8 protein-coding genes and 1 pseudogene are annotated in these 20,596 nt (G+C 71.7%); 5 read left to right on the top strand and 4 right to left on the bottom strand.

Going from position 1 to position 20,596, the window contains the following annotated elements:
* The first annotated feature begins 125 nt into the window (after positions 1 to 125).
* On the top strand, positions 126 to 1,310 hold the full coding sequence (locus ACZ53N_RS01610; protein ID WP_469138967.1) for an acyltransferase family protein: 1,185 nt from the start codon (positions 126 to 128) through the stop codon (positions 1,308 to 1,310).
* Positions 1,311 to 1,546: 236 nt separating this feature from the next.
* On the opposite strand, the gene ACZ53N_RS01605 is transcribed toward ACZ53N_RS01610, so the two are convergent.
* The 4 genes from ACZ53N_RS01605 to ACZ53N_RS01590 all read right to left on the bottom strand — a co-directional run bounded on the left by ACZ53N_RS01605 (position 1,547) and on the right by ACZ53N_RS01590 (position 15,616).
* Positions 1,547 to 11,056, bottom strand: coding sequence for an amino acid adenylation domain-containing protein (locus ACZ53N_RS01605; RefSeq protein ID WP_469138966.1), 9,510 nt, complete (start codon positions 11,054 to 11,056; stop codon positions 1,547 to 1,549).
* Positions 11,057 to 11,144: 88 nt separating this feature from the next.
* A complete protein-coding gene (locus ACZ53N_RS01600; RefSeq protein ID WP_469138965.1) occupies positions 11,145 to 13,955 on the bottom strand; it encodes an amino acid adenylation domain-containing protein in 2,811 nt (936 codons plus the stop codon).
* Positions 13,956 to 14,022: 67 nt separating this feature from the next.
* Positions 14,023 to 14,847 carry an SDR family oxidoreductase gene (locus tag ACZ53N_RS01595; RefSeq protein WP_469138964.1) on the bottom strand — a complete coding sequence of 275 codons (825 nt, stop codon included), beginning with the start codon at positions 14,845 to 14,847 and terminating at the stop codon, positions 14,023 to 14,025.
* Positions 14,848 to 14,860: 13 nt separating this feature from the next.
* Complete coding sequence (locus ACZ53N_RS01590) at positions 14,861 to 15,616, bottom strand: thioesterase II family protein (RefSeq protein WP_469138963.1); 756 nt, start codon at positions 15,614 to 15,616, stop codon at positions 14,861 to 14,863.
* A 380-nt stretch (positions 15,617 to 15,996) separates the two neighbouring features.
* Here ACZ53N_RS01590 and hppD point away from each other — a divergent pair, with 380 nt between their 5' ends.
* From hppD to ACZ53N_RS01570, 4 genes and pseudogenes are all read left to right on the top strand, one after another.
* Positions 15,997 to 17,031, top strand: coding sequence for a 4-hydroxyphenylpyruvate dioxygenase (gene hppD, locus ACZ53N_RS01585; RefSeq protein WP_469138962.1), 1,035 nt, complete (start codon positions 15,997 to 15,999; stop codon positions 17,029 to 17,031).
* Positions 17,028 to 18,044 (top strand): annotated as a pseudogene (locus ACZ53N_RS01580) (alpha-hydroxy acid oxidase); the annotation flags it as partial. The gene hppD and the pseudogene ACZ53N_RS01580, both read left to right, overlap by 4 nt.
* A 6-nt stretch (positions 18,045 to 18,050) precedes the next feature.
* On the top strand, positions 18,051 to 19,484 hold the full coding sequence (locus tag ACZ53N_RS01575; protein WP_469139034.1) for an aminotransferase-like domain-containing protein: 1,434 nt from the start codon (positions 18,051 to 18,053) through the stop codon (positions 19,482 to 19,484).
* Positions 19,481 to 20,593 carry a prephenate dehydrogenase gene (locus ACZ53N_RS01570; protein WP_469138961.1) on the top strand — a complete coding sequence of 371 codons (1,113 nt, stop codon included), beginning with the start codon at positions 19,481 to 19,483 and terminating at the stop codon, positions 20,591 to 20,593. Before ACZ53N_RS01575 ends, ACZ53N_RS01570 begins: the two co-directional genes overlap by 4 nt.
* The last annotated feature ends 3 nt before the right edge of the window (positions 20,594 to 20,596 follow it).

Here is a 20,596-nt window from a genome sequence, read left to right as displayed (position 1 = left end):
TTCGTGTGCCCTCGCCCAGGGCCGGAAAACTTTGGCGGCAGCTTGTTGCAGAAAGGCTGGAAACCGCTGTCCGGTCAGGACAGACTCCCATTCCGACTCGACCCGACAATCAGATACGGTGGGTAATGGAAACGAATGTCGTAAGACCACAGGGGTCTCGGCTGGGTTCCCTCACGGGGGTACGGTTCCCGGCCATTTTTCTGGTGTTCCTGAACCATATCCATATCGGACTCGCCTTTGCCTCGCAGAGCGCCTCCGAAACGTACTACAAGTATTTCGGCTGGATCGGCCAGGCCGGACTGTCGCTCTTCTTCCTCATCAGCGGTTTCCTTCTCGTCTGGACCGCCCGTGAGAACGAATCACCGCTGCTCTTCTGGCGGCGGCGGCTCGTCAGGATCGTTCCCATGCACTGGGTGACATTCGGCCTGTCCATGTGGATCTTCGCTTCCCCGGTGGTCAGCGGCACGGCGGCCGTTCTCAACTTCCTGATGCTCTCGTCCTGGTCCCCGGACCCCGAGATCTTCGGCAGCATGAACGCGCCGAGCTGGTCCCTGACCCTGCTGCTCTTCTTCTACCTGCTGTTTCCCGCCCTCCAGTGGGCGGCGAAGCGAATCCCGGCCAAGTACCTGTGGTGGTGCGCCGGCGCGGTGGTCGCCGCGATTGTTTCGGTCACCGTCGTGGTGCGGGCCGTGGTGACCGCCGACCCCCTGGTCATGGCGCAGGCGCCGGCCTCCTCCGTGGAAGCCTTCTACGCCATTCAGATCTTCCCCGTGACGCGTCTGCTGGAATTCGTCCTGGGAATCCTCATGGCCCATATCGTCCTGTCCGGCCGGTGGATCAAGTCCGCCCGGCCCCTGCTGCTGACGGCGCTGCTCGCGGTCGGCTACGTCGTGGCGTTCAACTCCCCGAGGGAATACCGGCTCGTCGCCGTGATGATCGTTCCGGTGGCGCTGTTCGTCGCCGGGCTCGGCGCGTCGGACATCGCGGGAAGGAAGTCCCTTCTCGCCAGTCGACCGATGCAGTGGCTGGGCGACATCAGCTTCGCGTTCTTCCTCGTGCACTGGCCCGTGATCATGTTCTTCATCAAGACCTTCGGAGAGACGCGGGTCTACTCGGTTCCGGAGTTCATCGGGGCCGCGGCCCTCGACCTCGCGGTCAGCCTCGTCCTTGCCTGGCTGCTCACCATCGGGCTGGAACGGCCGCTCGTCCGTCTGCTGTCGGGCGGGAAGAAGGCCGGCCCGCACCCGGTCGCCGCTCCCTCGCCCGTGAGTGCCGCTCCGGTGCCTGTCTCCTCGTCCGCGGCCGACTGAGGCACTTCCGGTTGCTCCTCGAGTCCCACGCGGGGGCCACTGAGGCGCCTGTTTGCCGACCATCCGGTCGTCAGGCAGGCGCCTCAGTCGTGTGCGGCCACCCGTTCACCGCCCGTTCAGCTCCACCCGGTGCCGCGTCGAAACGACGAAGGAGCCGGGGCGGTGGCTCATCGCCACCGCCCCGGCTCCTTCGGGCCCGGGCCTAATCCGCGGGTCCGGGGTTCAGGCCGTCTGCGTCAGAATCCCCATTCCTCCGACAGCAGGTCCAGGTCCTTCTGGCTGAGGTTCACCAGCGGGAGGTCGGAGGGGGTGAACCCGCCGGCGTCCGGTGCTTCCGCGTGCGTGACGAGTGCGCCGAGTGCCCGGAACCACTTCTCCGCGAGTTCACGGACGGTGTCCTCCGTGAACAGCTCCCGAGGCCAGGACCAGGTGGCCATGAGCCGCGGCCCGTCGGGCTGGTCCTGCGTGACCGCGTTCAGCTCCAGGGCGTGGCCGAACGGCATGGCCGGGTCGTGTCCGTCACCCAGGTCGGCGTCCGACCGTACGGCCCAGTCCGCCACAGCGCCGCCCTGGGCGCCGTCGGTCATGTCGATGCGCCCCAGGTAGTTGAAGCTGATCTGCGGCGACGGCAGGGCGGACAGGGTGGCCGAGGTGTCCGGGCGGAGGTGGCGCAACAGCCCGTACCCGATGCCGTTGTCCGGTATCGCGCGCAGCTGCTCCTTGATCTCCTTCAGGGCCCGGCCCAGCGCGGGGCCGCCCGACCAGACCTCGGGCCACTCGCTGTCATCGAGCCGCGGGTCCAGCCGTACCGGGTACATGCTGGTGAACCAGCCCACGGTCCGGGAGATGTCGAGTCCGTCCGCGATCTCCTCGCGCCCGTGCCCCTCCAGATCGAGCACCACGGACCCGGCTCCGGCGGTGCGGTCCCGCCGCCAGTCGGCGACCGCGAGGGTGAAGGCCGTCAGGAGCACGTCGTTGATGCCCGCGTGGTAGATGGCCGGCAGCCGGGTCAGCAACGGCTCGGTCTCCTCGGCGGACAGGGTGAGCGTGAGCCGGCCCGACACCGCGGCGGTGTCCCGCCCGGGGTCCAGCGCGCGGGCGCCCAGCGGCGGCTCGGGCGCGCCCAGCATCTCGGTCCACAGCGGGAGTTCCGCCATCCGACGCGGCTCCTGGGACTCCTCGGCCAAGTACCGGGCCCAGCTCCGGAAGGAGGTGCCCACCGAGCCCAGGTCGGCCTCGCGCCCCTCGACCGCCGCCCGGTACAGCTCGGGCAGTTCCGGGAGCATGATGCGCCAGGAGATGCCGTCGACCACCAGGTGATGGACGGTCAGAAGCAGCTGTCCCGGAGCGTCGGGTCCCGCGTCGAACCACACGGCCTGCAGCATCACCCCGATCTCCGGGTCCAGCCGCCGCTGGGCGGCCCGGGCCTCCTCGGCGATGTCGGCACCGAACGCGTCGGTCCAGCGGAAGATCTCCTCCGCCCGGATGCTGCCGGGCGGCCGTACCTCCAGCTCCCAGTCACCACCGGCCGGCCGGGCCAGGCGGGAACGCAGTACGTCGTGCCGGTTCAGCAGCGCTCCCAGCGCGCCGGCCAGTGCCTTCGCGTCGCATCCGGGCGGAGTCTGTACCAGCATGGCCTGGTGGAAGCCGTCGACCGGCCCGCCGAGCTCCCGCAGCCAATGCATGATGGGGGTCAGCGGGACCGGGCCGAGGCCAGCTTCCCGCGGCTCCTGCGTCGACCCGGCGACCTCCTCGGCGACCTCCGCGAGCGCGGCGGGCGTCTGGTGGTCGAAGATGTCCCGGGTGCGGAGCAGCAGACCGGCCCGGTGGGCGCGGCTGACCAGCTGGATCGAGATGATGCTGTCGCCGCCCAGCTCGAAGAAGTTGTCGTCGATACCGACACGTTCGAGGCCCAGCAGATCGGCGAAGAGCGCACAGAGCGCACGTTCCCGAGCGTTGCGGGCGTCACGGCCGGTGGCCTGCTCGCCGAAGTCGGGTGCGGGCAGGGCCTTGCGGTCCAGCTTGCCGTTCGCGGTGAGCGGCAGCGAGTCGAGAGTCACGAACGCGGCCGGGACCATGTACTCCGGCAGCCGGTCCACCAGGTACCGGCGCAATGCCTCCTGGTCGATGCCCTCGTCCGCCGGCACGACGTACGCCACCAGTCGTTTGACACCCGGCCGGTCCTGACGGACGACGACGGCGCTGTACGCGACCAAGTCGTGACCGGCGAGTGCCGCCTCGATCTCGCCGAGTTCGATACGGAAGCCGCGCAGCTTGACCTGGTTGTCCGCCCGGCCGAGAAACTGGATCTGTCCGTCCGCGGTCCAGCGGGCCACGTCGCCGGTGCGGTACATCCGCTCCCCCGGCACGCCGTGCGGGGAGGCCACGAAGCGGTCGGCGGTCAGCCCCGGCCGGCCCAGATAGCCCCGGGCCAGACCGGTGCCCGCGATGTACAGCTCCCCCGGCACGCCGGGCGGCACCAACCGCAGATCACGGTCGAGGAGATGAACCCGCATGGAGTCCAGTGGCCGCCCGATCGGGACCGACGACGGAAGTTCCGTGTCCGGCCCGATCCTGAAGCAGGCGGCGAAAGTGGTGGTCTCGGTCGGACCGTAGCCGTCCACCACGACCAGCCCCGGGCACGCCTCACGCACGCGGCGCACCGCATCGGCCAGGACGACGTCACCGCCGGTCCACACCTCGCGCACACCGTTCAGGCAGCCGGGGTCGTCCTCGGCGAAGAGGTGGAACAGTGCGGCGGTCAGCCAGATCGCGGACACGCCGTGGCGTGCGATGACACCGCGGAGCAGTGCGGCCGACAGGTCGCCGGGCGGGGCGATCACGGCCCGGCCGCCGGCCAGCAGCGGTACCCACACCTCGTAGGTGGATGCGTCGAACGCCTGCGGCGAGTGCACCAGCACCGCCTCGTGGCCCGTGGCGAAACGGCCGTCGCCGGCCAGGGCGACGACGTCCCCGTGCGTGACCAGCACGCCCTTCGGCTTGCCGGTCGACCCGGAGGTGTACATCACATACGCGCCGGAGTCCGGGGTCAGGGCACCACCACGCTCGGCATCGGTGATGTCACCGTCGGGCAGTGCGGCCAGTTCCGCCGCCAGGCCCGGCTCGTCCCACACCAGCATCCGCCCGTCGTCCGCCATCAGCGGTTCCAACGTGCCGGACTGCTCCGCCGTGGTCAGCAGCAGCCGGGGCCGCGCGTCCCGCAGCATGTGGGCGATGCGGTCGGCCGGGTAGCCCGGATCGACCGGAAGATACCCGGCCCCGGCCTTCAGCACCGCGAGCAGCGCCACGATCACCTGCTCGGAGCGCGGCAACGCCAGCACCACCAGATGCTCCGGCTCCACTCCCCGCGCGATGAGATGACGCGCCAGCCGGTTCGACCGCGCGTTGAGCTCCGCATACGTCAGTGAGCCCGACTCCGACACCACCGCGACCGCGTCGGGGGTACGGGCGGCCTGGGCCTCGAACAGCTCCGGCAGCGTCGCGGCGGAAGGCTCGTACCCGGTGGGGTTCCACTCGGTCAGGATCCGCTCGCGCTCGCCCGGTGCCAGCAGGTCGAACCTTGCCGGCACCAGGTCCGGTTCGGCGGCCACCGCCGTCAGCAGCCGCTCCAGCCGCCTGGCCAGCTGCTCGACCGTGGCACGGTCGAAGAGGTCGGTGGCGAATTCGAGGCCGCCCTCGATGCCCGCGGGCGAGCCGTCGGCGGAGAAGACCTCACCGAGCTGGAAGGACAGGTCGAACTTCGCGGTGTCGATGTCCACCGGCAGCGGAGCCGCCGACACATCACCCAACCGCATCGTGGGGGCCGGGGTGTTCTGCATCGACAGCATGATCTGGAAGAGCGGGTGCCGGGCCAGGGAACGGACGGGGTTGAGGTCGTCGACCAACCGCTCGAACGGCACGTCCTGGTGGGCGTACGCGGCCAGGTCCGTGTCCCGGACGCGCTCGACGAGCTCACGGAAGGTGGGGCGGCCGCTGAGGTCGGTGCGCAGGACGAGGGTGTTGACGAAGAAGCCGACGAGGTCGTCGAGTGCTTCGTCGGTGCGCCCCGCGATGGCACTGCCGATCGGCACGTCCTCCACGCCGCCGAGCTTGCCCAGCAGTGCCGCGATCGCGGCCTGCATCACCATGAAGACGGTGGCACCCGACTCACGGGCCACGTCGGCCAGGTTCCGATGCAGCTCGGGGCCGAAGCGGAGCGGCACGGTCTCGCCGTGGTAGCTCATCCGGGCGGGCCGCGGGCGGTCGACGGGGAGCGGCAGCTCCTCCGGCAGATCGGCGAGCGCCGAGCGCCAGAAGTCGAGCTGGGCGGCGATGGGGCTGTCCGGGTCGTTCTCGTCGCCGAGTACGTCGCGCTGCCAGAGGGTGTAGTCGGCGTACTGGACCGGCAGCGGCTGCCAGTCGGGGGCCGAGCCGGTGCTGCGCGCGGCGTACGCGGTGGACAGGTCACGGGACAGCGGCGCATTGGACCAGCCGTCACTGGCGATGTGGTGGACGACGAGCAGCAGGACGGAGTCGGTGGGGCTCAGCACGAACAACTGGGCGCGCAGAGGCGGTTCGACCGACAGGTCGTAGTCGACGGAAGCGGCACGCGAGAGCGCCACGTCGAGATCGCTCGCGTCGACGGCTGTGACCGTCAGCTCCGGAACGGCCTGCTCGGGGGCGAGGATCAGCTGCCGCGGCTGCCCGTCGGTGTCGGGGAAGACGGTCCGCAGACTCTCGTGCCGCGCCACGACATCGGCCAGGGCCGCACGCAGCGCCCCCTTGTCCACCGCACCGGACAGCCGGAGAGAGAGACCGGTGTTGTAGTTACCGCCGGCGTCCTCCATGCGGTTGATGAACCACAGCCGCTGCTGCGCGGGCGACAGCGGGATGTGCTCCGGCCGCTCCCGAGCGGTCAGCGCCGACCGCGCACCGGAGGCACCGGCGAGCCGCGACGCCAGCGCCGAGACGGTGGGGGCCTCGAAGATGGTGCGGACGTCGACCTCTACGTCGAGTTCGGTGCGGATGCGGCTGATGAGCCGGGTGGCGAGGAGGGAGTGGCCGCCGAGGTTGAAGAAGCTGTCGTCGATACCGATGGTGTCGAGGCCGAGGACGTCGGCGAAGAGGGTGCAGAGGGTCTCTTCCCGGGTGTTGCGGGGAGCGCGGCTGCTCGCCTGTGCGGTGAAGTCGGGGTCGGGCAGGGCCTTGCGGTCGAGCTTGCCGTTGGCGGTCAGGGGGAGTTCGGCGAGGGTGACGAAGGCGGACGGGACCATGTACTCGGGCAGGACACCCGCGACGTGGGTGCGCAGGGTGTCGGTGTCCACGCTCTCGGCAGCCGGGACCACGTAGGCGACGAGGCGGTCGTCGCGGACGATGACGGTGGCCTGGCCGACCGTGTCGTGTGACGTCAGCGTGTTCTCGATCTCGCCGAGTTCGATGCGGAAGCCACGGAGTTTGACCTGGTCATCCGCCCGGCCCTGGTACTCCAGCACCCCGTCGGTGGTCCAGCGGGCGATGTCGCCGGTGCGGTACATGCGTTCGCCGGTGGTGCTGTAGGGGTCGGCGATGAAGCGTTCGGCTGTCAGGCCGGGGCGGCCGGTGTAGCCGTGAGCGAGCTGAACACCCGCGAGGTACAGCTCGCCGGGGACGCCGATGGGCGCGGGGCGCAGGGCGGCGTCCAGGACGTAGGTGCGGGTGTTCCAGATGGGCCGGCCGATCGGCACCGACGCGGTCGGGGAGCCGGGGCTGGTGGCGTGGGCGGTCACATCGACCGAGGCCTCGGTGGGCCCGTAGAGGTTGTGCAGCTCCACACCCGGAAGCAGCTGGTGGAAGCGGGTCACCGCGTCGGCAGGCAGTGCCTCGCCCGAGCAGATCACCCGGCGCAGGTTGGTGCACTCACCGGCGGCGGGGTCGGCGAGGAACGCCTGGAGCATGGAGGGCACGAAGTGGACGGTGGTGATGTTCTCGTCCTGGATCAGGCGTGCCATGTAGGCGGGGTCCTTGTGCCCCTCCGGACGCGCCAGCACCAGCGTGGCACCGGTGCGCAGGGCCCAGAAGAACTCCCACACCGACACATCGAACCCCGACGGCGTCTTCTGCAACACCCGGTCGCTCGCGTCCAGCCCGTAGGTGTCCTGCATCCACTCCAAGCGGTTGTGAATGCCCTCGTGCCCGACCACGACGCCCTTCGGACGCCCGGTCGAACCCGACGTGAAGATGACATACGCCGCCGCGTTCTCCGGCAGCACACGCTCGGGGGCGGTGTCGGGGTGTTCCGCAGCCACACCCGCGGGTGTGTCGAGCAGCAGCACCGGCACATCACCCTCGGGCAGCCGGCCGGCGACAGCGGTCGTGGTCAGGACCAGTGCAGGCTTGGCGTCCTCAAGGATCCATCCGATGCGCTCGGCCGGGTAGTCCGGGTCCACCGGCACATACGCCGCACCCGCCTTCACCACCGCATACAGCGCGACCATCAACTCCAGCGACCGAGGTGCGGCCACCGCGACGAAGTCACCACTGGCCACCCCACGGGCCACCAGCTCATGCGCCAACCGGTTCGCCCGCGCATCCAACTCCGCATACGACAACGACTCGTCCTCGAACACCACCGCCGTGGCATCCGGCGTCCGCGCGACCTGCGCCTCGAACACCCCCGGCAACGACCCCGCCGCCACCTCACGACCCGTCGCGTTCCAACCCTCCACGACCAGAGCACGCTCAGCCCCGGACTGCACCTCCACCGCACCGATCGACACACCAGGATCAGCCGCGACCGCCTCCAGCAGCCCCACCAACCCCTCAGCCAACCGCCGCGCCGAACCCTCATCGAACAGATCTCGCGCGAACTCCAAACGGCCGCCGATACCGGAGGCCGAACCGTCCGGGGCGTTCTCCTCGACCAGCCGGAAGAACAGGTCAAACCTGGCGCTACCGGTGTCCATCAGCTCGGAGTCCGCGTTCAGCCCGGCCAGCTCCAGCCGTGCTGTGTCGCCGCTCTGTACGTCGAGGGCGGTCTGGAACAGGGGGTGACGGGCCAGCGAGCGGGTCGGGTTGAGGGCCTCCACGAGGCGCTCGAAGGCCAGGTCCTGGTGGGCGTAGGCCGCGAGGTCCGTCTCCCGGACCCGGCCCAGCAGCTCGCGGAACGTCGGATCGCCCGAGGTGTCCGTGCGCAGCACCAGCGTATTGACGAAGAACCCGACCAGGTCGTCCAGCGCCGCGTCCGTACGACCCGCGATCAGTGAACCGATGGGGACGTCCGTGCCCGCCCCGAAACGGGTCAGCAGCGCGGCCACGCCCGCCTGCGCGAGCATGAACATGCTGGCGCCGTTCTCGGCGGCCAGTGCCCTGAGCTTCTCGTGTGTGTGCGGGGAGAGCCGGAACGCGACGCGTCCGCCCTCGTACGTCGCCGTGGCCGGCCGCTGCCGGTCGGTGGGCAGGGGGATCTCCTCGGGGAGCCCGGCGAGCGTTTCGCTCCAGTAGCGCAGTTGTCCGGCGAGCTCGCTGTCCCGGTCGTCGGCGTCGCCGAGCACCTCGCGCTGCCAGAGCACGTAGTCGGCGTACTGCACGGGCAGCGGCTGCCACCCCGGCATCTCGCCCGCTCGGCGTGCGGCGTAGGCGGTGGACAGGTCCCGGGTGAAGGGGGTGACCGACCAGCCGTCGCATGCGATGTGGTGGACGACCAGTTGGAGGACGTGCTCGTCCTCGGCGAGGGTCAGCAGCCGGGCGCGGACGGGGATCTCCGTGCCGAGGTCGAAGCCGTGCCGTGCCATCTCGGCGAGGGCGGTGGGCAGCGTGGCCGGGGTGACCGGCTCCACGGGCAGGGCCACGGTCGCGGCGCCGGGTGCGAGGATCAGCTGGCGTGCCTCACCGGCGAACTCGGGGTAGACCGTGCGCAGGCTCTCGTGGCGGGCCACCACGTCGTTGAGTGCCGCGTGCAGCGCCGGGACGTCCGGCCGGCCGTGCAGGCGGATGGCCACGGCCTCGTTGTAGACCGCGTCCTGACGGCCGAGCTGGTTGAGGAACCACAGCCGGTTCTGGGCGGCCGACAGCGGGATGATCTCCGGGCGTGCGGCGGCGGTCAGCGGCTGCCGGGCGCCTCGGGCCCCGCCGAGCTGCTCGGCGACGCCGGCCACGGTGGGGGCCTCGAAGACGCGGCGGAGGGGGAGTTCGGCCTGGAAGAGGGCGCGCACCCGGCTGACGATCTTGGTGATCTGGAGGGAGCGTCCGCCGAGCAGGAAGAAGTTGTCGTCGACGCCGATGTGGTCGACGCCGAGCACCTCGGCGGCGATCCGGCAGAGGATCTCCTCCTGCGGGGTGCGCGGGCGGCCTGTGACCGCCGCTTCGGCGGAGGCGGGGGCCGTGTCGGTTGCTTCGTCGGCGGCGGCGGAGGTCGCGGCGATCGCCCGCCGGTGGGTGCTGCGTGCCGCCTCGGGGGCGGCGAGGTCCTCGACGCGCCGGTCCGGGCCCGCCGTGGCGAGCTGCCGCAGGAACGCCAGGAAGCCATCCTGGTACGTGGTGAGTTCGTCCTCGCCGTAGAGCTCGGCGTTGGCGTCGCAGTCGATCTGCAGCCCGGGCTCGGTCGTGCGGTCGTAGATGAGGAACGACAGGTCGTCGACCGGGCCGGTGGCCAGGGTGCGCGGGCGGGAGCGGTGCTCGCCGAACGACAGCTTGTGGTCGAAGAGCATGAGGTTGACGTGCGGGCCGGTCAGCCGTCGCTCGTCGGCGAGCATGCCGAGATCCTGGCGGATGTCCTCGTAGGGGTAGCGCTGGTGGCGGGTGGCTCCGCGCAGTTCGCCCGAGACCTGGGCCAGCAGTTCGGCGACGGTCATGCCGGGGGTGAAGGTGATCCGCAGCGGCAGGACGTTGGAGACCATGGACGGCACGCTGAGGGCCGTACGGCCCAGCCGGTTGGACACCGGGAGCCCGAGGATCACCTCGTCCTCGCCGGTCAGCCGCTGGAGGTAGGCCGCGACCGCGCCGAACAGCACCGGGGGCCAGGAGACCCCGGCCGCGCGGCCGAGGCCGCGCAGGTCGTCGGTGTCCTGCTGGGGCAGGTGCGCGGTGCGGTGGATGAGCCTCTCGACGGTGCCCGGGTGGCGCCCGGACAGTCCGGCCGGCTCGGGCGCGTCGGCCATGTGCTCCGACCAGTACGCCCGGTCCTTCGCGCCGCGCTCGGAGCCGCGGTACGCGGTGTGTTCGGCGATCAGGTCGGCGAGCGGCGCGAAGGGGTTGTCGCCGACGGGCCGGCCTTCGACGAGTGCCGAGTAGATCTCCGGTACGCGCTGTGCGATGACGACGACGGTGTATCCGTCGGCCAGCAGGTGGTGGTAGCGGTAGAACCAGAAGTAGCGTTCGTCGGCGACCTTGAGCAGGGCGAACCGGAACAGGGGGTCGCTCATCGGGTCGACCGGGCGGTCGAGTTCGGCGGCCATCCAGGCGCGGGCCGCGGCCCGGGGGTCGCTCTCGGCGGTGAAGTCCAGCCGGTCCGGCGACCAGGTGAAGTCCGCCGTGGGCAGGACCCGCTGGAGGGGCTCGCCGTCGACGAGCTCGAAGCGGACGCGCAGGGTGTCGGCTTCCTCGACGACGCGGCGCAGGGCCCGCTCCAGCAGTTCCACGTCCACGGGCCCGTCGATGTCGAGGTACTCGCCGAGGTGGAAGATGGTGTTCTGCGGGTTCAGCTGCTGTGCGTACCAGATGCCGGCCTGGGCGGCGGTCAGCGGCAGCGGGGCGCCCTGGTGTTCGGACACGACTAATTACCTCCAGCGGAGTCGATGCCGCCCCGGAGTGTCCAAGGGCGCTCGTGAATACCTGCTGCCTCGTCGTCGGTGGACGGGCTCAGCCCTTGCCGCCGCCGACGAACGAAATGAACTGCGCCGCCACGGAGTTGCGGTAGAAGTCCTGGGTGGCGACGCGGGGCAGTCCGCGGTCGCGCATCTCCCGCAGGAGCCGGATGACCAGCAGGGAGTTCCCGCCCAGTTCGAAGAAGTTGTCGCCGGGCCCGACGTCGGTGCCCAGCACCTGGCTCCACAGGGCGAGGATGTCGGCGGCGAGCGGGTCCTCGGGGGCGGGGGGCCGTGCGGCGTCGGCGGGTGGGGCGGCGGGAGTCTCCCGGGTGGTGGTGGGTTCGGGGAGCGCGGCGGTGTCGACCTTGCCGTTGATGGTCAGCGGGATGGCCGCGACCGGGGTGAGGGTCGCCGGCATCATGTAGTCCGGCAGCACACCGCTCGCGTGGCCGAGCAGATCGGCCGTCTCGATCCCGGCCCCGCTCAGCGCGACGTACGCGTCGATGCGGGCCGTGGCGGTGTCGCCCGGTGTCTCCTGGCGGAGCACGACCGCCGCGCCGGTGACCTCCGGGTGGCTGAGCAGGACGTTGCGGATCTCGTCGAGTTCGATGCGGTGTCCACGGACCTTGACCTGGTTGTCCAGGCGGCCGAGGTGGTCGAGCCGGCCGTCGGGGCGCAGCCGGCCGCGGTCGCCGCTGCGGTAGACGCGGCCGCCGCCGTAGGGGTCCTCGATGAACCGCTCGGACGTCAACTCCGGCTGGTGCAGGTAGCCCTGTGCCACTCCGGCGCCGCCGACGTAGATCTCGCCGGGGGCCCCGGGGGGCAGCACCCGGCCCTGCGGGTCGCGGACCGACACGGACCAGCCGGGCATGGCACGGCCCACGGACCGGCCCTTGACGGCGACGTCGGCGGGGGTCACGGTCTGCTCGGTGACGTGGACGGTGGTCTCGGTGATGCCGAACATGTTGGACAGGCGGACGCGCGTGTGGGAGTGCCGGGCGAACCACGGGGTCAGCATGCCGACGTCCAGCGGTTCGCCGCCGAAGACGACGAGGCGCAGGGCGAGGGGGGACCGCAGCCGGCTGTCGGCTTCGATGAGCTGCGCGAAGGCGGACGGGGTCTGGTTGAGGACGGTGACGCCGCGGTCGACGAGCAGTTCGTAGAAGAGTTCGGTGTCGCGGGTCACCCAGTAGGGCACCACGACGAGCCGGCCGCCGGTCAGCAGGCAGCCCCAGATCTCCCAGACGGAGAAGTCGAAGGCACTGGAGTGGAAGAACGTCCACACGTCGGTGTCGCCGAGGGCGAAGTCCTCTTGGGTGGCGGCGATCAGCGCGGCGACGTTGCGGTGCGGGACCGCGACGCCCTTGGGGCGGCCGGTGGATCCCGAGGTGTAGATGACGTACGCGGCGGCCGCGCCGTTCTCGGTGAGCGGGGGCAGCTCGTCAAAGGTGCGCGCGGCGAGCGCGATCAGGTCGGCGGGGGCGGCCACGCGGACGTCGTCGATCGTGGGGAAGGTGTCGGCGGAGCCGATGACGATACGGGTGCCCGCGTTGCCGACGGTGTAGCGCAGCCGCTCCTCCGGGTAGCGGATGTCCATGGGCACGTACACGCAGCCCGCCTTGAGCACACCGAGCAGCGTCACGATGAGTTCGGCGGTGCGGTCCAGGGCCACGCCGACGATGTCGCCGGGGGTGGCGCCGAGCACCCGCAGGCCCCGGGCGAGGCGGTCCGCGCGCTCGTCGAGCTGGGCGTAGCTGAGGGTGGTGTCGCCGTCGACGACGGCGACGGCGTCCGGCTGCCGACGGGCGGTGTCCTCGAAGAGGCCGTGGATGGTGCGGTGCGAGGTGTCCGGACCGACGGCGGGCGTCGCCCCGGACGCGACGATCTCCAGGGCGTCGGCCCGGCTCATCAGATCGATGTCGGCGAGGGTGCGGTCCTGGTCGGCGGTCAGCTGATCGGCGACGTGGGCGACGTGGGCCGCGAAGCCTCGGGCGATCTCGGGGGCGACGTCGCCCTCGTCGTAGGCGAGGACGCCGTCCGTCGTGCCGTCGGCGGCCCGCCGCCAGTGCAGGACGAGGGGCAGCGCGGGGGCGAGGAACGGCCGGTGGTCGGACCCCGGGTGCAGCTCGCCGAAGACCACGCCCACGGCCGGTACGGGGCCGGGCGCGGTGGCCTCGTCGCCGTCGGTGGCGGCCCACTCGGCCACGTACGCGTCGGCCGTCAGCGTCTCGTCGGGGGCGACGGAGCGAACGAGGGGCCCGGTGTGGGCGCTCGTCGCGTCGAAGACGGCGACCGCGGTGCTCTCCCCCGCGGAATAGCGCGCGAGGACCAGGCCGACGGCCGCGAGCAGGGTCGCGTCGGACGGCTCCGGCTCCTTGAGCTCCACCGCCACCGTGCCGGACAGGCCGGCGCGCGACGGATCGCCGAGGCCCCACTCCGCGTCGGGGCGCGCACCGGCGGGGTACGTCGGCTGCCCGCCGAAGGCCGCGACGCGCGGCTCGGGGCCGGTGCCCTCCAGCAGGTACGCGGCCAGTCGCCGCAGTCCCTCCTCGCCGAGGGCTGCCCGCCGGGCGACGAGCACGAGGTCGGCCGGCCCGTCGGTGTAGCGCAGCAGCACCGCGCGGACCGGGGGGCCGGAGGGGGACAACGGGCGTCCGGCCTCGGCTTCCCGGCGGGCCAGGGCGAGCGGGGTGTCGGAGGCGGCGGGCACGGGCTCGTGCCAGAGGTGGACGCCTGCCACGGTCGCCGGTGCGACCGGGCCGCGGGCCCGGACGGTCAGGCTGTGGCAGGACCTTGCCTGGGCGGCCGGCAGTCGGCCCGGGCCGACGGGGACGGCCACGCGGTAACGGACGGCTGTCGCCATGTGCGCAACTCCTGCGGAACGAGGTGATCGAGGGCGGGGAATCGGGTGGAACGGCAAAAGAGCCGGCTCAACGTGCGGTGAAACCGCCGTCGACCGTGATCGTGCTGCCGGTCACCTGGCGCGAGTCGTCGCCGGCCAGCCAGAGGGCGGCGCCCGCGATGTCTTCGGGCTCGATGAGCCTGTTCATCGGCTGGGCCTGGACGAAGATCTGCTCGTGCTCCTCGACGGCGACGTCGAGGGAGCGGGCGATCTCGGCGAGCATGCGGCCCTCGACGAGCGGGTCGTCGCGGACGGAGCCGGGGCACAGGGCGTTGACGCGCACCCGGTGCGGCGCGTAGTCGAGTGCCGCCGCCTTGGTGAGGCCGATCAGGCCGTGCTTGGCCGCCACGTAGCCGGCGAAGTGGCGGTAACCGACGAGGCCCGCGGTCGAGGCGACGTTGATGACGCTGCCTTCGTTGCGGGCGACCATGTGGGCGCTGACCGCCTTCGTCATGCGCCACGCGCCGGACAGATCGGTGTCGATCATCAGGTCCCACTCGTCGTCGGTGATCTCGTGGACCGCCTTGCCCGAGGGGGCCGCGATGCCCGCGCCGTTGACCAGTACCTGCACCGAGCCGAACCGGTCGAGGGCCTGCCCGATCGCCGCCTCGCACTCCGCGGACCTGCGCACGTCGGCGGTCACCGTGAGGACGGCGGCACCGTGGGCGCGGCAGAGGTCCGCGGTGTGCTCCAACTGGCCGCCGGACCCGAGGGGGTAGGGCACGCCGTCGAGGTCCTGCCCGATGTCCAGCAGGACGAGGTCTGCGCCTTCCTCGGCGAACCGGGCGGCGCAGGCCCGGCCGAGGCCGCGGGCCGCGCCCGTGATGACGGCGGTCTTGCCTTGCAGCTGCATGGTGCGGCCTCTCTCAGCCAAGGGTCCGGGTGACGGCCGCCAGCAGCGGCGCCGGGTCGTCGGCCAGGTACATGTGACTGCCGGGGATCTCCACCAGCTCGAAGTCCGCGGCGGTCGCCGCCCGCCACTCGTCGGCCTGCTCGCGGGTGACCAGCTCGTCGTCGGTACCGCGCAGCGAGGTGACGGGGATGTGCAGCGGGTCCTTGGAGACGGGCTTGTAGTCCTCGTGCATCTCGACGTCGGCACGCAGCAGCGGCAGCAGCAGCTCCCGCATGTCGGGGTCCTCCAGCGCCTCGTGCTTGTAACCGGCGAACGACTCGACCTGGGCGAGGAAGCCGGCGTCGTCCAGGCCGGTGGCCCGGTCGCTGCGCCCGCTCCAGGGGCCGGGTGATCCGCTGACGAAGAGGTGGCAGGGGCGGCCGGAACCGGCCCCGTCGAGGTTGCGTGCGATCTCGTAGGCGAGCACGGCGCCGAGGCTGTGGCCGAACAGGGCGATACGGCCGTAGCGTCCGGCGATCTCGGCGACCTGCTCGGCGAGCCGCTCACCGGCCACCACGGCGTCCCGGAACGGCTCGTCGATGAAGAGTTCCTCGCGGCCGGGAAGTTGGAGCGGGACGACGGCCGGGCCGCCGGCCGGCAGGTCCTTCAGGTCCTTCCAGGCTCGGTAGAACCCCGCGCCGCCGCCCGCGAAGGGCAGGCAGATCAATGCGCAATCCGCCGGGGCCGCGGCGCCGTCGGCAAAGGGACCGGCAAAGGTATTGGTCGCCATCGTCAATGTCTTCCTTTTCCGGCGAAAGTACGAAGGAGGCTGCGGGCAGACCTGGGCCCGACCCGTGCCATCCTGCGGTCGGCCGGTATTTGCGGCAATCGGCCCTGCAACAAGCTGCCATCGGCGGCGGCGACCGGCACCGGACCCCATGGCAGCTTGTTGCAGGGGAACTTGAGGGGATTGCCGGGCGCCGGTCATGGTGAGGAAGACGATGCCCCCAGGCGCTGGTGCGGACTTCAGCCCACCGTAGGAATGCCTTCGGGAAATACCTGCGGGGCCCGAGCAGATTTCGGCAGGTCGCCGGCCGGCCCGGCCGGTGTATCGGCGACCGCGCGCCTCTCTTGGAAACCGGCCACATTGAATTCCTGACAAGGAGCATCATGACCGCGCATGACGTCGAGTACCTAGAGCTCTACGCAAGCGACCAGAAGACCACCGCCGACTATTTCGTCTCGTCGTTCGGTTTCACCGAGGCGGCCCGCGCCTCGGCGGACGGCAAGGACTCGGTGCTGCTGCGCCAGGGCGGTGTCCAGTTGGTGATCGCCTCGGGTCCGGCGACGGAGGACTTCCTCGCCGAGCACGGCGACGGCATCGCCGACATCGCGTTCGCCTGCGAGGACGCCGACGCCGCCCGGGCCGGGGCGCTCGCGGCCGGGGGCCGGTCGTACGACGACGGTGGTTCGGGAACGCCGGTGGTCTCCGGGTTCGGCGCGGTCCGCCACACCCTGGTCGAGCGCCCGGCGGGCACCGCGCCGGGGCTGCCCGGCGACCGGCCCTGGGTCGTGGGCGCGACGCCCGCCGCGGCCACCGGCCCCGGGGCGCCGGTGCTCCGCGCGCTCGACCACATCGCGGTGTGCCTCGACGCCGGTACGCTCCACGACGTCGTCCGCTACTACCTCGACGGCTTTCGATTCGACCAGTTCTACAGCGAGTACGTCGCCGTCGGCGAGCAGGCGATGGATTCGATCGTGGTGCGCAGCCCGTCCGGCGGCATCACCTTCACCATCATCGAGCCGGACGTCACGAAGAAGCCGGGACAGATCGACGAATTTCTGAAGCGGAACGGTGGCGGCGGTGCGCAGCACCTCGCTTTCCTCGTCGATGAGATCGTGCCCGCGGTGCTGGAATTCCAGCACCGGGGTGTGGAGTTCCTGCAGACGCCCGACACCTATTACGACGTGCTCGCGGACCGCATCCCGCGGCTCGAGGCGGAGATCGCGGACCTGCGCAAGACGAACGTCCTCGCCGACCGGGACGAGTGGGGATATCTGCTGCAGCTCTTCACCCGCTCCCCCTTCGAGCGGCGCACCCTGTTCTTCGAGCTGATTCAGCGGCAGGGCGCGCAGGGCTTCGGCAGCTCCAACATCCGCGCGCTGTACGAGGCCGTGGAGCGCGCGCGGTCGGTCGCCCCGTGACCGCCGTCGATCCCGCGATCGCGGCCAAGGAAGCACTGACCCTCGCCGACTGCGCCGAGCTGGCCCGTACCCGCCTGGACGCCGCGCACTGGGACTTCGTCGAGGGCGGTGCGGGCGAGGAGCGGACACTCGCCGCCAACTTGCGGGCGTTCGACCGGGTGCGGCTGCGCACCCGGGTGCTGTCGGGGGTGGCCGAAGCGGTCACCTCCACCCTGATCCTGGGCCGCCGCTGGGCTGCCCCGGTGGGCGTGGCCCCCATGGCGTATCACACGCTGGTTCACCCCGAGGGCGAGATCGCCACCGTGCGGGCGGCGGGCTCGGCCGGACTGCCGGTCGTCGTGAGCAGCTTCGCCGGGCGGACCTTCGAGGAGCTGGCGGCCGTCGCGACCTCGCCGCTGTGGCTTCAGGTGTACTGCTTCCGGGACCGTGACACGACCCGTCGGCTCATCGAGCGTGCGCGGGACGCGGGCTTCGAGGCCCTGGTCCTCACCGTCGACACTCCCAGGCTGGGCCGGCGGCTGCGCGACCTGCGCAATGACTTCCGGCTGCCCGAGGGCGTGGCCCCCGCCAACCTTCCCTCGCACGGCGTGGACTACTCCTCCCCCACGGACCACGGGCGTACGGAGCTGGATCCCGCCCTGGACTGGTCCGTCGTGGCCTGGCTCCGGTCGGTCAGCCCGCTGCCCGTCCTCCTCAAGGGCATCATGTCGGCCGAGGACGCGGCCCGTGCGGTGGCCGCGGGCGTGGACGGCATCGTTGTCTCCAACCACGGCGGGCGCCAACTGGACGGCGGGGCGGGAACGCTGGACGTCCTCCCCGGGATCACCGCGGCGGTCGCGGGCCGCTGCCCGGTGCTCGTCGACGGCGGGATCCGGCGGGGCACGGACGTCCTGGCGGCGCTCGCCCTGGGCGCCGACGCGGTGCTGCTGGGCCGGCCGGTACTGCACGGCCTGGCCGTCGAGGGCCAGGAGGGCGTCTCGCGCGTGCTCGGCATCGTCGTCGACGAACTGGCCGACGCGATGGTGCTCACCGGCACCCCGTCGACCGGTGCGGCCGGCCCCTCGCTGCTGGAGACGGGCGACGCGGCCCCACCCGCCCGCCCGGAGCCCGCGGCACCGGCACGGCCCGCGGCGCCCTCGTCCGACCTGCGGAAGGAGGAACTGCACCGCAGCGTCGGCGACCCCGTGCTGGACACCATGAACTTCCTCAACGAGATCACCGGGCGGTTTCCCGAGGCGGTGTCCTTCGCTCCCGGCCGCCCCTACGAGGGGTTCTTCGACACCGAGGACATCTTCACGCACATCCGCCGCTACCTCGACCACCAGGCCGAGCGCGGCCTCTCCCCCGAGGCCATCCGCACCTCCGTGTATCAGTACGGTCCCACCGCCGGGCTGATCCGGGAGCTGATCGCCGACTCGCTCCGCAAGGACGAGGGCATCGATGTCGCGCCCGAGTCGATCGTGGTCACGGTCGGCTGCCAGGAGGCCATGCTGCTCGCGCTGCGCGCCCTGTTCGCGAGCCCGCGGGACGTCCTGCTGGTCGCGAGCCCCTGCTACGTGGGGATCACCGGGGCGGCCCGACTGCTGGACATCCCGCTGACGGAGGTCGAGGAGCGCGACGGCGGCATCTCCTGCGCCGACCTGGAGGCCGCCGTACAGGCCGAACTGGCCCGTGGCAGGCGGCCGCGCGCCTTCTACGTGGTGCCCGACCACTCGAACCCGTCGGGTAACACCCTTTCGCTGCGGGCCCGTGCCGAGCTGCTGGAGCTGGCGGCCCGCCACGATCTCGTCATCCTGGAGGACAGCCCGTACCGGTTGGTCAGCGCCGGGGAGCAGCTGCCCACCCTCAAGTCGATGGACCGCGAGCGGCGGGTCGTGCACCTCGGCTCGTACTCCAAGACGGTCTTCCCCGGCGCCCGCATCGGCTTCGTCATCGCGGACCAGCGGGTCGAGGACGCCTCGGGGGCGACCAGCCTGCTCGCGGACGAACTCGCCAAGATCAAGAGCATGGTGACGGTGAACACCCCGCCCCTGAGCCAGGCGGCCGTCGCGGGGATGCTGCTGGCGTCGGACGGCCGTATCTCCCAGCTCAACGCCGCTCCCGCCGCGCACTACGGGGACGTCCTCCGGGTGACGCTGGAGCAGCTCGCCCGCCACTTCCCCGAGGCTCGCCGGGACGGGTCGGGGGTGAGCTGGAACGAGCCCAGCGGCGGTTTCTTCCTCACCATCCGGGTGCCGTTCACCGTCGACAACGCCGCTCTGCTGCGCTCCGCCCAGGAACACGGCGTCATCTGGACGCCCATGTCGTACTTCTATCCGGACGGCGGCGGGGAGCACACGATCCGGCTCTCCTTCAGCTACCTCTCGCCCGCGGACATCGAGGAGGGCGTCGCACGGCTGGCGCGCTTCATCGAGGCGGAGACACGGCGGTGGCGGTCGGAGGATCCGCGATGAGGACCGCCACGGTCATCGGAACCGGCCTGATCGGCACGTCCGTCGCGCTCGCCCTGACCCGGCGCGGGGTGACGGTGCACCTGGACGACGCGGACACCACCGCCGCCAGGACCGCGGAGGCCATGGGCGCGGGTTCGCTGCGGGCACCGGAGGGGCCGGTGGACCTCGCGGTGCTGGCCGTCCCGCCGGCGCACATCGGCACGGTGCTGGCGCGTGCCCAGCGGGCCGAGACCGCCCGGGCCTACACCGACGTCGCCAGTGTGAAGGCCCGGCCGCACCGGGAGATCCAGGCCGCCGGTGCCGATTCGTCGGGCTATATCGGCGGCCACCCGCTCGCCGGCGGGGAGCGCTCCGGTCCGCTGGCGGCCCGCGCCGACCTGTTCGAGGGCCGGTTGTGGGTACTGACCCCCTCCGAACGCACCGGCCGTGATGTCCTCAACCGGGCGCTGGAACTCGTGTCGCTGTGCGGCGGGGTGCCGGTCGTCATGGACACCGGCGCGCACGACCGCGCGGTCGCCCTCACCTCGCACGCCCCGCACCTGGTCTCCTCCCTCATGGCGGCCCGGCTGGAGCACGCGGCGGAGGACAGCGTCCGGGTCTCCGGGCAGGGGCTGCGGGACGTCACCCGGATCGCCGCGGGGGACCCCGGGCTCTGGCGGGACATCCTCGACGCCAACGCCGACGCGGTCGCGGACGTCCTCGACGCGTACGCCGCCGACCTCGACGAGGCCGTCCGTGCGCTGCGCGCTCTGGGCAGCCCGGATGCGGAAGTACGCGGCCGGGCCGAGGCCGGGCTGGAGGACTTGCTGCTGCGCGGCAACCGCGGCCATGCGCGCGTGGCGGCCAAGCCGGGCGCGCCGAGGGCCGACTTCGCGGCCGTCCCGGTGGTCATTCCCGACGAACCCGGCGCGCTGGCACGGCTGTTCGCGGCCGTCGGCGAGACCGGGGTCAACATCGAGGACGTCCGCATCGAGCACGCGCCGGAACAGCCGCGCGGGTTCGTCGAACTCCTGGTGGACCGGAACGCGGCCCCCGACCTCTCCCGGCTGCTGAGCGTGGGCGGCTGGAACGTGACGGCCGACGACACCCTGACCGTCAATCTTCGCTGAGCG

This window comes from Streptomyces sp. NPDC033229 (assembly GCF_055576875.1).
Note: the sequence above shows the minus strand (reverse complement) of the source record. Positions and strands in the feature narration are given on the sequence as shown.